A 14,483-nucleotide genomic window follows, 5' to 3' on the forward strand; every position below is an offset into this window, starting at 1 on the left:
GGCCGGCGGCGCCGGCCCGTGAGGGGCGACCCCCTCACGCTCCCCGGTGTCCCGTTCCGGGGCGCGAGCTGCACTCGCGCAGCGGCGACGGAGCACCGCCAATGGGAGGCCGCGATGCGGCCCGTTCCATCCGTTTTCTTCACCTCTCCGCGGTTCCAACCTATTTCGCTCCACCGGCTGCGTGCCACCGATCCCGGACGCGCCCTACGGGCTTATTTCGCCCGTGATCGGTGTCACTCCGCCGGCTCCACTCAAACGGTTTTCCCCGCCGGAGAGGCAAAGAAAAACGATCAGCCAGGAGCAGGAGCAACACACATGGACACCCTCGAAGCGATCCTCCGTGACCAGATGGTCACCTACCTCGTCAGCAAGAACATCCTCTGCCCGCGCACCGGGGCCGTTCTCGACTCGCGCACCTGTGTCGTCTTCAACGACGCGGACGGGGATCCCGCGGTCGTCATCTCGCCCGAGGGCTGGCAGCAGATCGCGAAGGAGCCCGCCACCCTCGACCGCCTCGCGGAGCGCGGGATCACCGTCGACATCAACACCGCGCTGGCCGCAACCCGCTGAGAGGAACAGACCATGTACCGCACCGACACCGACACCGGCCTCGCGACCCCCGATCAGGTCGCCCTCATCATCACCGACCAGCGCGCTCACTGGGACCAGAACGCCGACGACAGCGACGACGTGATGCTCGCCGCCGTCCGCAACGCCCACGCCCTGCCGGGCGCCGAGCCCGTCGAGGACGACGGCTCCGCCCTCGCCGCCGCACTGATCGCGTTCCTCACCCCGGACCCTGCCCGCACCGCACCGGTCATCGACGCCGACACCGGATGCGCGACGCCCGAGCAGATCGGCCTCATCGTCGCGTTCGAGCGCAACTACTACGAGGAGCACGAGAGCTACAGCACCGAACGGCTGCTCGCGGGCGTCCGCAACACGCTCACCCTCCCCGGAGTGTGGGTGCTCGGAGGGTTCCCCGTCCGGGAGGACGGCACCGACCACGCCGCCGCGCTGATCGCGTTCCTCATCCCGGCGGTGACTACGTGATCGAGCGCAGCCGTGTCGATGAGCGGCCCGGGGCCGCGCGCGCGGCTCATCAGCTCTCGCGCCTGTCCAGCGGCCGACTCCAGCAGGAGGCCGACCGTGTGCGCCTGCACGGCGAGCGGCTGACGGGGCTGAGTCTGAAGACGAGCCGCCGCCTGATCGAGCAGGAGGAGGCGATCCGAGCGAACCGGATCGCCGCGGCGGACAGCGCCGCTGAGCGGCGGCTCATCGTCGGAGTCGTCATCGCGACGGGCGCTCTTCTCGCGGTCGGGCTGCGGCTGATCCTCACCTCAGGGCAGCTCCCTCCTCTGTTCTGACGAGCGGGCCGCGCTGACTTGTTGTCATGCTTACAAGTCGGACCTCGCCCACCGTCCCGCCTCCGCCCGCGCATCCCGTCAGGGCGAGCAGCAGTGCTCCTGCCGGTGCGATCCCTGCGGTCGTCCGCCTCATCGTGTCCCCCGATCACTCCGCCGCGGCACGTCGCCGGGCGCGTCACCTCGACGCCAACAGCAGCCGCCCGCCCGGACGGAGTCGTCCAGGCGGGCGGGCAGCCCCCGTCCCGGTCACGCGCGCGGGATGACCACCGAGACGCTCGCGCGCGAGGCGCCCGAGACGGCCGTGACCGTGCCGGTGCCGGCGGCGATCGAGCTCTTGCCCGTGCGGAACACCTTGGTCACCGTGGCGCCCGGGGCGACCGCGGCCGAGGACGCCGTGCCGTAGGGCGTCACGACGGTCAGATCGGCGGCCGCGCGGCCGGTGTTCGTCGCCGTCACCGTGACGACGACCTTCCCGAGGATCAGCCGCGAGGTCGCCTTCGCGGTGACGGAGGCGCCGGGCGCAACGCTCGCTCCGGCCAGCGCCGTCGTCACGCCGTCGACGCGCGCGGTGATCGAGACGGTGCCGGCGGTGGAGCCGGTGCGGATCCGGGGGAGCGCGGCGACGCCGTCGGCGCCCGACAGCACCGCGGCGGTCGTCGCTCCGCTCTCGAAGGCCGCCGGCCCGGTGATCGCGAAGCCCACCGAGCGGCCCGCGAGGGCGCGACCGGAGGAGTCGCGCACCAGCACGGACTGCGCGAGGTCGCGCGTCGTCGCGGTCGGCACGCTCTGCAGCGTCCCGCGCGCCTCCGCCGAGGCCGCGAGGGCGATGCCGTTCACCTCGATCTCGGCCACGCCCGTGGACCCGCCGTACTCGCCGGCTCCCCACGCCGTAAACACGAGCCGCAGCGCCGTCGTGGTCACCGGAGCGAACGTCGCGCGGTTCAGCACGTCGCGCTCGCGGCCGGGAGCCGCTCCGCTCACGGGAGTCCAGACGTCGCCGACCAGGTGCTCGACCCGCCACGACCGCGCGGGGATCAGCCCGCGTCCGTCGGCGTCGGCCGCGTCGCTCGCGAACAGCACCGAGGCGCTGTCGACGGTCACGGCGCTCGGCCAGAGCAGCTCGACGTGCTGCTCTCCGACCCGGGGCCAGGAGCCCCAGATCGTCGAGGCGGCGCCGTCGGCGACCGCTCCGACCGAGGTCCACGGCGAGGTGTACGAAGCGCTCGTCGACGAGGCGAGCGGAGCGATGTCGCCGACGTAGTCGGTGCACGGCACGGTCACGGTGACCGTCGCGGTCCGGGTGAGCTCGTCGATCCGGTCGACCCGCACGGACATGCCGGAGTTGAGCACTGCGCTCTCTCCGGCGAGCACGAACTCGTTCGCCTCGCTCGCGTCGCCCGGACGCTCGAGCAGGTCGCCGGCGTACGGCTGGCCCGGGTTCGAGCGCAGGATCTGCACGCCCGAGACGTCGCGGCGCACCTGGAAGGGACTCGTGTACGCGCCGCCGTCGGACGTCGTGTCGGCGCGGTCGTTGTACTGCGCCCAGTAGCGGATGCCCGTGTCCTGCGGGTCGTTCCAGGTGAGCGCACGCCGGCCGGCGGGTCCGGCTCCGAGGGTGTCGAGCGTCGTGGTGCGGGGTGCGCCGCAGACCGGCTGGCGGGTGTTCGGCAGCGTGCCCAGGCGCGCCAGCGACGGGGACGACAGCGGCAGGAACGACCAGGCGCCGCCCATCACGTCGGTCCGGTTGCCGTACTCCTCGCGGCGGCAGTCCGCGGGCAGCGGGGTGGAGGCGTAGTCGCGGGTCGTGGCGCAGTTCACGCTGTAGGCGTGCGGCAGCGAGAGGTTGTGGCCGAGCTCGTGCGCGAGGAAGTACGCGTCCGGTCCGGGCTGGAACGCGCGTCCGCCGTCATCGGGATCGCCGGACTGCTCGCCGTTGGCCCAGTTCGGGCACGGGTCACCCTCAGGCACCATGGCGACCAGGTGCTTGCCCGGTCCGCGCTGCCAGCCGGTCCTCTGCGCGATCCAGTCCTGCAGTCCGCCCGTGTTCGTGCAGCCGATCGGCTGGTCGACGACCTGCCAGTCGACGACCTGGTCGAGCTCGAAGCGGATCGCCCCGCTGGTCTCGCGGGAGTAGAACCGGTCGACGAGGTCGAGGGCGCGGACGGCGTCGGCGGTCGTGTACCCGCCCGGGAGGGTGCCCTGCGGAGCGACGAGCGCGATCGTCACGCGGTGCGTCTGCACCTGGGCGCGCGCCGGGATCTCGACGTCGACGAAGTCGGCGTCGAGGGCGAGGGCGGCCTGCTGCGTCGTCGCGTCCGCCTCCGGCTCGATCACGGTGGGCTCGGCGTCCGGAGCCGCGACGGGGCGGTCCGGAGCGGGAGCGGGAGCGGCGGGAGCGGGGGCCACCGGAGCGGCCGCCGCTGGAGGCGCGGCGGGCCCTCCGGCGACGAGCCCGGAGGCCAGCAGCAGTCCGGTGAGCGCTCCAGGGAGCAGGGCGTGTCGTCGTCGCATGGTCGTCCTCTGGGTCGGTCCTCGCTGAGTGCCCCGAGCGGCAGCAGGCGGGGGCACGAGCTCCCGCCGACCTCCTCGCCGCTGAGGAGTCGGCTGACGTTACCGTGAACATCCGTGCAGGAACGGGCAGATGTCCCTCCGCGGCGGCCCCTTTCCGGGTGGGGACCAGAAATGACGAAGGCCGGGAGCGGGACCCCGGCCTTCAGCGACGATCAGATCTCGGTGTGCCCCAGATCCGCCGCGTCCAGCAGTCGGATCTCGGTCTCACATGCAGGGGTCGCAGGTGGGGGAGGGCCGGCCTTCCAGCCGGCCCGCGAGGGGCGATCCCCTCACACTCCCCGGCATCCCCGTTCCGGGGGCGCGAGCTGCACTCGCGCAGCGGCGACGGAGCGCCGCCCAGAGGTTCGGCCGGCGGTGCCGGCCGCTGATGTTCGCCCGTTGGGCTCACGCTTCTTTGCCGTGAAGCCTTCGGCGGCTCCCTCCGCTTCGCTGCGCTCGTAGCTACCTACGGGCTCCGTTCAAGTGGCTGCGCCACCGGCTCCTCCGAGACTTTCGGCACGCGGTCGCTGCGCTCCCTCTCATCGCGCCGAAACTCTCTCCACCGCCGCCCTCCGGGTTGTACTGCCCTTGCACCGCCCCATTCGGGACACCGTCTTGACGTCGCGCTCCACGACGTGACGGGATCATCGCCAGGCCGTCTCGCAGCTCGCGAGCGTCCGGCGCGGACGATGACGTAGCCGTGCTCGTCACTGCGACCGAAAACGGGGTCAGAATGTCATTCGGTCAGATTGAGTCGGTGAGCTGCTTGGTCAGCGGGCGCTGGTGCGACACTCTGCTAGATCACGAGGAGGGTTGGGTCGATGCGCTCGACGATTCCGGCGCTCGTGTTTGAGGCGGTGATAACGATGATAAGTAAGCTAGTTCAACATCGCATAGTAAGGCAGCGCTGTTGAGTCTCCTATTAGTGCAGCTACCGATGCCGAGAAATGAAAGGAAACACCAGTGTCTCACGCCCTAAGTGCGGTTGGTTCGCCTGGAGAGTCATTCCACTGGAGCGGAGCAAAGCGTGTTGTCATAGATCTCGGGGAAAAAGACACCAGTGGCCTACTCGCCGCAGGTTTCGACCCGGACATTATCATTCTAACACACTCCGATGTGGATCACATTGGGGGGGCACCCAAATTCTTTGACGTTGTCGACAAAAATCGACAACTCGAGCTTTGGATGCCGTATGAATGGGCCGTGCTTATCCTATTCGCTGATTCACTTAGTCAGGAAACGGCAGCTTCGGATGTGATTGATTCACTAAAAGAGTTGCATGACGTGGCTACTCGAGAAAAAGATCGGCATTTCACTAATAGTCGTAAAGCACTCAACATCAGGCTGGATGAGAACACGCTTCACGAGCACCTGAAGAATCTGGATCAAAATCATCCAGACCTAACCGGTGAAGCTTTCGCTGACGAGGAAGAATTCATTCGAGAAAATTTGCAAAAAGACAGAAAAAAACTCGCAAGAGACATCTTCAACAAAGCGAAGCGCTTGCAAGACCTTCTAATGGATGCCCTAAGAGGCAATCGTGTTCGCTTTCGCTGGTTTTCAGTCGATCACATCCAACTAGGTGAAACGACACTCTGGAAAACGCAAGGATTGCCGGAGGTCGCTACTATTGCGAATGCGGTTGAAGTGGAGTTGCCGGATCTACAAAGGAAAGCTGGACCCGTCGCACTAGTTCTAGCCTATCGGCTGACAATTCAAAACCGAAGATCTTTAATCTCGTATCTTTGGCCGTATTCGATGTCAACGCCCAGTGGAGAAACCAGCGTTGGTGGTGGAATAGTTTGGAGCGATGGCGACGGATCCACCAGTAGCTTGCAGCACCTGCCCTGGACGCAGTTAGGCGTTTGCTCGGCTCCACATCACGGGTCAGCTAAAGACCCGCATACACCAATTTGGGATGCTATAGAAATGCACGCACCGGACGTTGAAGTTATACTCGCGGGCGGAAGACCGAACCAAGGACTGCACGCGTCCTTCACCAAAAAGAATCCCGAGGAAAGAGCATGCACGCAGTGCGGAATTAGCCGTAGCGGGGATCGCGAAACGATCGAATGGCCACCGCTGGCGCAGTCTTGCAAAGGCTGCCGGAATTCACCGCGTCCGTCGTTGTGACCCCCATCAAAGAACGACACCAAATTCGGCCAAAGAGATCATGTCACCATATGGGCTCCTGGCGAGTAATAGCTCCAAAGTTCGATGAACAATTTGCTGATCGGACATACTGCCTGCGGACAATCTCCGAGCGAACCTGAGGCTAAAAGCCGACGGGTAGTAACGAGCAGCGGATTGACGTCCGGGTCGTCTCAGTGGACGGCGATCAAGCGCCGGAGCGGTCCGTCCTCATTCGCCGAGCTATCCAATAGACGTAGATCGCGGCTCCGCCAGCGAACAGAGCCATGAGCCCAGCGGGAATTCGCTGATGCACGATTGCCGGAACGAGCGACTGGATCGATATGACGCTGAAGAGCGCGGCGAGTTATGCGGCACCCTTAATTCATTCGTGTGCAATGGGCGCGGGCGGTTTGTCGAGGGCAGCAACTATTCGTTCGCGGCGGTCCTAGATTGTGGCGTACTTTCAAGTAGCTCCTCGGCCAGCTTTGCGATTTCTCCGGACGTCGCGGAGACCCGTTGCAGAAGCGCCCTCATTTCGTAGCTGGTGTCCTGCAGTCTCGTGAGCCAGTTCGATCGAACGGCCGACCCCTTGAACTGTCCGATTACTATGTCCAGATCCGCGGCGCTCAGATCGTCAGCAAGACGGATGAACTCGCCGATGCCCTTTAGATCGTTCCTTTGCGGCTGGCTGAGTGCGAGGAGCAGGGCATCGGACATCTGGCTCAGCCAGGAAATCCCGGCATTGCGATCGAGAGTGGCTACCGCTTTCAGCTGCGACGTGACCTGTAGCCACCCGGAGCCGCGCGGCGCGTCAACTCCGACGCGAGCGCCTCTAAGTAGCCATCGCACCGCGAGGTTGGGATAGGGCTTCACGAGAATGGCCGGAAACACATCGATCTCGGCCTCGTGATCCGTAAGAAATGTGTGGACCACGGCTCGCCCTCGCTCTCCCCAGCAGAGATGGTAAAGAAGGTGGTCGACAGCGCCAAACGGGCTTCGGTTCGGGCCTGTTTCGCCCCGTGCCTCGTCCACAATGCGCATGAGCCAGTCCGTGGACAATGTCGCCGCGATTTTGTCGGTGATGTCTGTCGAGAGGTAGGACAACCAACCTAACAGCAGGTCCACGCTCTGCAGCTGGTACTTTTGCGTTTGCTCCAGCGATCTCGTAGCAGCTGCCCAGTTGACGCCTGACATCACATCAAGTGCCTTCGCGGCCAACTCATGAAGCGCCAACTCCCGCGCGTTGAAGAACTCGAAACGCGCACGGTCGAGCTCTTGCAGTTCGACGTTCTTCTCGGTTTCACGCTCGTCTTCGTCGTCATCTTCGTGGGCTGTTGGCGCATCCGCGAGACGGGCCACCATCAACATCGTGCCGAAAACCCATTCATGAAAATTGCTGGCCGCGTCGGCGAGGTCGCGTTCAAGCGCTGATCGGATCTCGTCGCTGCAAACATCAAGCGCCAGCGCTGCCACCCTAGGAGCGAGTCCCGCAAGTTCGTCAATGAGGTCGTAGATCTCGAGTGGGTGTGAGTGCTCATCGCGCTCAGACAGCCAGCCAGCGAGAAGAGAAGTGTCGATCCCTGCCTCGAGTTCCTCGCTCCAGCTGAGCAGGGTGCCCGTGCGCAGGTCGGGAGCGAGCTCCTGGATGACATGCGTCCAGTCCATCGCGGCCCAACGGCTACCCGCGACCGACAACCGCTCGCCCAGGAGGCGCGCGGATGTAGACGCGCGAATGAAGTCATGATTCTCTTTGTGGCGCGAGCGTAGCCCGCTGAGCATCCATCGGAAACCGTTGACCTCTTCTGAGACGAGGTCTGGCAGCCACGCGGTCATGCTTCTGGCGAGTACGTCCGCTGCAGTGTCGGAAAGTTCCCGTAGCGACTCTGAAGTCCAGAGCAGGTTGAGTGCAACGCCGCGATCCCGGCCAGGGGCTGCGCCGATGCACTGGCGCAGCAAGCTTTCCGACACGTTCTCGTCGACGATCGAATCCGCCAACCGGTACCTGTAGTCCTCGAATCGGTCAAAGACACGGAACAACCAAAACTTGCCGCCGATGTCGATCGATTCGTCGAGGAGATTTGCGCGCACGCATGCGCGCACGGTTTCGCCGATCGCGTGCAATTCGCGTCGCCCGAGATCCTGGAGAGCCCTCTCTGCGATGCGGATGTGGGCGACACGGATTCGGCCGTCATGCTCGCGAACAAGTTTCTCGTCCATCAGGACAAGCAATGCGTCGTCGACACGCTGCTGTTCTAGCGACCCATTCGTGCAGAACCGGGCGCTCTCGTGTCTTGCCGCGATGGATGCAAGCTCGTGACGGGTCACGCCAGCGTCGCGAGAGGTCATTTGTGCGATGCTGATGAACGCGAGAAGGAGCGCTGAGTCCCCGTCGTCCACCATCCGGTCCAGAGCGCCGATGATGCGCCGTTCACCGCCCGAGGCGATAAACATATAGAGCCATGGCTCCAGCCCCGTCTTTAGCGCGAGCTCGAGTCTTTGCTCAGGGGTGTCTGCGAAGACCGACCACCGCACTCGATCATCGAGTTGAGTGAGCATCGGCCCAACTGTATCCAGGTGGGTCCGGCAATATGTATGCAGCACCTGCACTGCCTGAGTAGCAAGCAGTGTTTCGTCGTCACGCGCCTCCATGCGTTCGGTTGAGACTAGGAGGACGGCATGATCGTCGTCAGCAGACGACTGAAACTCTGCGAGCACCCCCGGGTCGATGGCTTGCGCGTCATCGATGACAGCAAGCACGGGACCTGTAAGGTTTCGCAGCGTCTCAACGTCGGCCGCCGAGGCGATCCCCGGCTGCTTTAGCTCAACGACCTTCCAACCCGCTTGGTTGAGTCGACGGGCCGCGTGGAATGCAGTGATCGACTTTCCCGTTCCGCTCGCACCCGACAGTGTTGCGAACCGGGCTGAGAGAAGACGGTCCGCGAGTCGCGGGGCGGCTGGCAGCTCAGGGCAGGCGTCCACATCCGTCGGCCGAAGACGCTCACCCCGTAGCGCCGCCGAGAAGCTTCGACTGCGCAGGAACGTGACGTACTTCCACCCGCTGTGGGGCGCGGGTGGCACGAGTTGCGACGTTAGTGAAGCGAGGGCATCGTCGGCTGCAAGTGGAATCGCTCCCTCACCGACCGCTGAAGGGGTGATGCGGACCACTGGCCAGCGGGCCTGGAGTGGCGAGAGGAGGGACTCGACGACCGTCACGTCGCTACCGCTGTAGCCAAGCACGACCAGCGTTCGCGGTCGATCCGACAATTGGGCGATGTGCTCTTGTACGTCTGCGGTGACCTGGCCGTCCTCGTCGGGTAACACCCATGTGCCTTGGGGTTGAGCGGCATCGCCATGAGGCTTGTGCAGCAGACGAGCCGGCAATTGCACGCCGAACAAGCGTTCGTGCGCGCGTTCTAGGCAGGTATCCCAGTTGTAGGAGATCACCGCCTCTACGTGACCGGAGTCAATGAGCCGAGCAAGATCGAGGTGGGCACTTGACGGTTCTCTGTCCGCATCAAGGGCTGCGAACGCCGACTGGAAAGCCTTGCGCGCGAGCGGGAACTCCCTCACGAGCTGCCACCCAATCTGCAGGGTGCCAGGGTCGGACCCGAGGATCTCTTTGGCGCTCCCGGTAGCACCAGCCCGTAAGCCAAGCTCAGCAAGAGCATCAGGAGCAGTTTCGATCGCCTGCCACAGCAGAGGCGGCAACTGCGCTGTCATTGGGTAGTGGGCGGCTGAGACCCCGGCACCAACCACCACCACTGCTCCGAAGGGACGGAGCATCGCCGCCGCTTGCGAAAGCTGAGTGTCAACGCGTGAGCTCATCCCCTAAGTCTGGGGTCAGAACACACGCCAATACGAGCTGCACGCGATGAAGGCCAGCGGCCGGCCCCCGAGCCACTCAACGTGAGCACCCCCCGGAAGCCTCCAAGCAGCGCCTGGGCGATGGAGCTGCGCCCGAAAGGCGGTCGCTCACCGCGTCAGTTCGCCGAGCAGGATGCGCCGCGCTTCGGCGCGGGCAGCAGTGTCCCGTAAGACCCGCCCGACGAAATGCCTGGTGACGGGGCGGCTATCGGGACACTGGAATGGTGGATCAGAAGGCGATGCTGCGCACTCGAGCCAAGGCGCTCGACGACCTCGAGCAGCAGCTGCGCTCAGAGGTGGACGTCGCGGCGTTCTGACGCCGGTCTAGATCTCGGTCTTGGCGAGCTCGTCGGGTGGGGGGAGTGCCAGCGCTCGGTAGAGGGTCGTACGGTCGACGCCGAGCTTGCGTGCCACTGCTGCCTTCGGGATGCCGGCTGCGATGTCCGCTCGAGCTGCAGCGACCTGGTCGGCGTCGAGCCGGCGTTGCCGGCCCGTGTACTTCCCCGCGGCCTTCGCGATGCGAATGCCCTCGGCTTGCCGCTCTCGGATCAGGGAGCGCTCGAACTCCGCGAACGCGCCGAGCAGGTGCAGCATGAGCTGACCGAGCGCATCGTCGCCGCCAGGTCCGTAGGTCTGCTGTTCCTTGATGAACTCGACGGAGGCGCCCTTCGCGACGATCTCGTCGACGACGTCGCGAAGATCTCGCAGCGAGCGCGCGAGGCGATCCATCGAGGCGACTCGGACGAGGTCGCCGTCTCGGACGTATTTGATGCAGTCGGCGAGAGCAGGCCGGTCGGTGCGGGTAGCGCCGGAGACCTTCTCTTCAAAGATCCGGTCGACGGCGCCGATCGCCTCAATTTGCCGATCCAGGTTCTGGTCGGTCGTGCTGACTCGGACGTAGCCGACCGTCTGCGTTCGTTGCGTCACTCCTAGACCCTGACACAGATGTGTAGCGAAAGGCGGAGCATGGACTCTACTGCTACGCGCGTCGTCGGGTTTCCCCACTGTTGCGTTGGGGTGTACTCCAACCAGACGCTCGGTCGCATAATCGACGCTTATCGTCCCGCCGAAAGGACGGGGTCGTGTTGCGCGTTGTGTTGCAGAGCTGTGGGCGACGCGAATCTACAACTTGCCGCCGTCAGCGTCCGGGCCGTCTGCGGCACTCGGGTCTGCCGCCGCGTTGAGGTCCGTCGAGTCAACATCGATTGCGTCGAGGTCGACCTCGGCAAGGTCCGACTCGAGAGCATCCGTAGCTTGCGCGTCTAGGCCGTCGAGCTCAACCGAAGCGAGGTCTGGGTGCAAGTCCGGCTCGACCGGTCCCTGTTCGTTCATCGCGAGTTCGAGGTCGTCGACCGGGAGGATCTCATTCGGGATATTAGATGTGCGGCGGCCGTCGACGTCGAGATCGTAGGTGGCGAGGGTCCCGCCGTTGAAGTCGACGTCGATTAGCTGGGCCGACATTTGGTCGTCGTCCGTCCCTACGGCCTCAGCGTTGATGTAGAGCTCATGGCCCTCTGTCACTTTATCGATCCAAGCGGCCGACCCTTGGCGCTCGTTGGTGTTCATTGTCGTATTTGACGCGTGGTCGTGCCCCTCCGCCGATCCCTTGGATTCGTAGAGGCCGTCCGTCGAGATGATGTCCGGCCCGCGCGGTCCGTCGCCCGGCGTGTGCTGCTCCACGATGGGTTCGTCGCGAATCTCCGAGATGTAGAAGGCGGCGACCGCCTCGGCCCGATCACCCGTCTCGGCGCGCCCGTTCCACGCATCCGATCGATCCGGTTTGGTCATGTCCCGGCTCCTCTCATCAAGTCTTTCCAGAAGTCTGACTCGTACCAGTGCGGTGCCGAGCGGCGGCTGTGGTCGCCGCGCTCATCGACGATGTGCACTTGCCCCTCAGGCACGGCGCTGAGTGTTGCAGGGTCCAAACGCGGTACATGGAAGCGATCGCGGGCGATGGTCGTGCACGCCTCGAGCTCTGCAAGCAACTGTTGGGAGCTCGTAAGCGAGTCGTCCTCGATCCGAGAGCGGATGTTGTCGTGACGCCGGGCGGTCCACAGTGTGATCAGTGTGGCGGCGAGGGCGTGCGCGCCGCCGTAGCCCGGGTTGCCTGCTCGCGTGGCTTCGATCGCAGTCCGCTCCGCGATAAGCCGCTCGGCGCCGGCGAAGCGGGGCCCGAGCACTGCGGCCTCCGTCGTCACGATGGTCTCAAACTCGGTGACCTCTGCGCCCTGCGCGTACGTCAGCTGCGTCAAGAAGCCCTGGTGCGTCAGCCCCCGGAACAGGACGCGGGTTCCGTTTGAGAAAAGGATCGAGGCTGCGGAACCCCACGTCGTCTCGGCGAGTTCAGGATCCTGAACCACGGTGAGGATCTGTACGCCGTTGCCGCCGGAGGTCTGCAGCATCCGCGGCAGGTCGAGAGTCTGCGCGACTTTCAGAGTTTCATCGAGCGCGAAGAGCATGGACCGGTGGCGGTCGCCCGCCGTCCGATGGCGCGGCCACGCGTCGTAAACAGTTGTCAGTAGGGCCGCGATAAGGGGTGCGACGTCCTGCAACCGAACGTCACCCGCGCGGATAATCAGGGTGCCATTGCCGTGCAGCAGCGCGTCGAGATCGAGCGGCGGCAGGTCGGAACGGATGGTATCGCGCAGTAGTGGGAGCACCGTGGCGCCGAGCACGGACAGGACTGTGCGTCGGGTGTCCGGTCTCGTTCTTGTGTCGTCGAGGACGGCGGCGAATGCGAGCCGGGCGTCGCGGAACCGGTCGTCCGTAGCCAGAGCCGCGGCAATGTGCGCGAAGGACAGCTTCTTCGGATCCGTGGGGCGAATGGGCGCCGAGACCATCGCCTCCGCGACGACGCGCCCATTCAGGTTCTTGAGGTCGCCCCAGATGAGGAAAGCGGTAAGTACGTCAGCGACGAGTGGGATGAAGTAGGAGGCGTTTTCGATCCCGCCGTTCACTAGAATCGCCGACCGCGCGATCACGACTGCGCGACGGCGGGCGCCGGCGGGATCCGCGGCACTGCCCCGAACGGGATCCCAGGAAACAGCGACGGCGTCACCCGTGTCGATGGCGTCGTCGAGCACCCACTCCTGCACGCGGGCGCCGGTGCGCGATGCAATGCGGAGCCGACTGTCTAGCGCCACCTCCGCGGCTTCCGGGTACCGCGACCCCGCGCGCGACGTCGTGATAATGACCGGGCCGGGATAGACCGCCGCGGCGGGCGCGACGATGCTCGACGACTTACCGGTGCGCGGCCCGCCCAGCAGCACGACGTTCTGCTGCTGATCGGTGAACGCGGGCATCCCATCGGCCCCGAGGCCGATGTACACACCCCGGCCCTTTGCACTGAGAAGTTCTGAGACGGCGGTGTACCGCGTTGGCGTCGCGCCGGCATCGACACCTGTCACAGGTCGTCGATCTTGAGGCGGATGCCCAGCCGACGCCAGAACCGCAGTGTCTTGTTCTTAAACTCTGCGTCCTTGAGCTTCATTAGCTCGCGTTCCTGCTGCAGCCGCGACCACTCGGGCAGTGCATCTTGCTTGGCCTGGTGAGGTAGAGCGTTCACGCGGGTGTTGATCTCCGCAATGAACTGTTCCGCCTGCAAAGCACGAAGGCGTCCCTCCGTCGCGAGCCGCTTCTGTTCGGCTTTCGCGGAAGCGGTCGCGACCGTGTGTGGCGCGACCTTCACCGCGGCCCCGCGCTGCGTCTCCGCCGCGATCCGCTCCGCGTTCGCTCTGGCGCTTTCGGTGGCGACGACGTCGCCCGCCGTGGCGTCAAGCACCAGGAGTTCAAGGCGACTCGCCGCCCGCTGCACCTCGAAGCGGGCATACTTCACGTCCTCCTCGAGGTAGCGCGTCTCGACTGCCTTTGAGAGCACCTGCGCCTCGATGGCGGCCCGGTTGATCGCGTCGAGCAGCATGATGCGGCCCTCCGCGGTCGAGGGCGGCGTGAGGCCGGCCTTTGCGACGATGCCGTCGCGCTCAATGAGCGCGAACTGCACCGCCTCGCTCACCTGGCCTTCGTAGGCCTGGGGATCATCGAGTGCTTTTTTCACCAGCTCCATCGGGCGCTTGTCGGCGAGATCCTTCAGGCCCTTCAGCTGTGAGTTGGGGGTGGTCCGGAGGGACTCGGCGAGCTTGGCAACCTGCTCGTCGAATTCGGCCGGATCTCCAGGAGTCGAGGGCATGGCCGGCAGGGGCGGTGCGGTGGTCGTCTGGCCGTCGCTCACCGGTGCACCGGCTTCAGCGGTCCGGAGCTGGATGGTTGTGATAGCGCCTGAAGGCTGCTGGACAGAGCGGCCTTGCACGTACAGGTTCTTCCACGGCCCAATAGTGGTGCGGAAGGCATTCGGGTCCGAGGGGTCGGGGGCTGCAGACCACATGCCCGCCCATCCCGCTGCACGGTCGTCTACCCACTCCCATACCCGACCATCATGGAACAGCTCGAGGACGAACGACTGACCTGCATCGGTGTGCTTGCTGTAGACGACGAATGGTGAGGAATCCGGCATGTCTGAAGTGTAGGACGGGAGGGAATGTCCCGAACAGACCCAGTGGCGCGTTCTGCCTC

At 65.2% G+C, this 14,483-nt stretch carries 10 protein-coding genes; 4 read left to right on the plus strand and 6 right to left on the minus strand.

The window, feature by feature from the left end:
- Positions 1-315: 315 nt before the first annotated feature.
- Genes C5C63_RS14580 through C5C63_RS14590 form a run of 3 tightly spaced genes read left to right on the plus strand, consistent with a single transcriptional unit; the run spans position 316 to position 1,367 of the window.
- Positions 316-570 carry a hypothetical protein gene (locus C5C63_RS14580; RefSeq protein ID WP_104308045.1) on the plus strand — a complete coding sequence of 85 codons (255 nt, stop codon included), beginning with the start codon at positions 316-318 and terminating at the stop codon, positions 568-570.
- A 12-nt stretch (positions 571-582) separates the two neighbouring features.
- Positions 583-1,053 (plus strand): hypothetical protein, encoded by a 471-nt coding sequence (locus C5C63_RS14585; RefSeq protein ID WP_104326317.1) that lies wholly within the window; start codon positions 583-585, stop codon positions 1,051-1,053.
- On the plus strand, positions 1,050-1,367 hold the full coding sequence (locus tag C5C63_RS14590) for a hypothetical protein (RefSeq protein ID WP_104326318.1): 318 nt from the start codon (positions 1,050-1,052) through the stop codon (positions 1,365-1,367). The genes C5C63_RS14585 and C5C63_RS14590 overlap by 4 nt, the downstream gene beginning before the upstream one ends.
- Positions 1,368-1,613: 246 nt before the next feature.
- Here C5C63_RS14590 and C5C63_RS14595 read toward each other — a convergent pair whose 3' ends face one another.
- On the minus strand, positions 1,614-3,878 hold the full coding sequence (locus tag C5C63_RS14595) for an Ig-like domain-containing protein (protein ID WP_146086402.1): 2,265 nt from the start codon (positions 3,876-3,878) through the stop codon (positions 1,614-1,616).
- Positions 3,879-4,880: 1,002 nt separating this feature from the next.
- Here C5C63_RS14595 and C5C63_RS14600 point away from each other — a divergent pair.
- Positions 4,881-6,050 carry an MBL fold metallo-hydrolase gene (locus C5C63_RS14600; RefSeq protein WP_104326320.1) on the plus strand — a complete coding sequence of 390 codons (1,170 nt, stop codon included), beginning with the start codon at positions 4,881-4,883 and terminating at the stop codon, positions 6,048-6,050.
- 426 nt (positions 6,051-6,476) lie between these two features.
- Here C5C63_RS14600 and C5C63_RS14605 read toward each other — a convergent pair whose 3' ends face one another.
- The 5 genes from C5C63_RS14605 to C5C63_RS14625 all read right to left on the minus strand — a co-directional run bounded on the left by C5C63_RS14605 (position 6,477) and on the right by C5C63_RS14625 (position 14,424).
- Positions 6,477-9,875: a hypothetical protein gene (locus tag C5C63_RS14605; protein ID WP_146086403.1), complete on the minus strand. Its 3,399-nt coding sequence runs from the start codon at positions 9,873-9,875 to the stop codon at positions 6,477-6,479.
- Positions 9,876-10,238: 363 nt separating this feature from the next.
- A complete protein-coding gene (locus tag C5C63_RS14610; RefSeq protein WP_104326322.1) occupies positions 10,239-10,841 on the minus strand; it encodes a recombinase family protein in 603 nt (200 codons plus the stop codon).
- Between the two features lie 195 nt (positions 10,842-11,036).
- The gene (locus tag C5C63_RS14615; RefSeq protein WP_104326323.1) at positions 11,037-11,702 is read right to left on the minus strand and encodes a hypothetical protein; all 666 of its coding nucleotides are present in this window, start codon (positions 11,700-11,702) and stop codon (positions 11,037-11,039) included.
- A complete protein-coding gene (locus C5C63_RS14620; protein WP_104326324.1) occupies positions 11,699-13,243 on the minus strand; it encodes a TraM recognition domain-containing protein in 1,545 nt (514 codons plus the stop codon). Before C5C63_RS14620 ends, C5C63_RS14615 begins: the two co-directional genes overlap by 4 nt.
- Positions 13,244-13,317: 74 nt before the next feature.
- The gene (locus C5C63_RS14625) at positions 13,318-14,424 is read right to left on the minus strand and encodes a hypothetical protein (protein WP_146086405.1); all 1,107 of its coding nucleotides are present in this window, start codon (positions 14,422-14,424) and stop codon (positions 13,318-13,320) included.
- Positions 14,425-14,483: the final 59 nt, after the last annotated feature.

The sequence above is a fragment of the Rathayibacter sp. AY1B8 genome (genome assembly GCF_002932775.1).
Lineage (GTDB): Bacteria > Actinomycetota > Actinomycetes > Actinomycetales > Microbacteriaceae > Rathayibacter.

What these genes read in the sequence shown, in the direction of transcription:
- C5C63_RS14580 (WP_104308045.1), top strand. Translation starts at nt 316, where the DNA reads ATGGACACCCTCGAAGCGATCCTCCGTGACCAGATGGTCACCTACCTC.
- C5C63_RS14585 (WP_104326317.1), top strand. Translation starts at nt 583, where the DNA reads ATGTACCGCACCGACACCGACACCGGCCTCGCGACCCCCGATCAGGTC.
- C5C63_RS14595 (WP_146086402.1), bottom strand. Translation starts at nt 3,878, where the DNA reads ATGCGACGACGACACGCCCTGCTCCCTGGAGCGCTCACCGGACTGCTG.
- C5C63_RS14605 (WP_146086403.1), bottom strand. Translation starts at nt 9,875, where the DNA reads ATGAGCTCACGCGTTGACACTCAGCTTTCGCAAGCGGCGGCGATGCTC.
- C5C63_RS14615 (WP_104326323.1), bottom strand. Translation starts at nt 11,702, where the DNA reads ATGACCAAACCGGATCGATCGGATGCGTGGAACGGGCGCGCCGAGACG.
- C5C63_RS14625 (WP_146086405.1), bottom strand. Translation starts at nt 14,424, where the DNA reads ATGCCGGATTCCTCACCATTCGTCGTCTACAGCAAGCACACCGATGCA.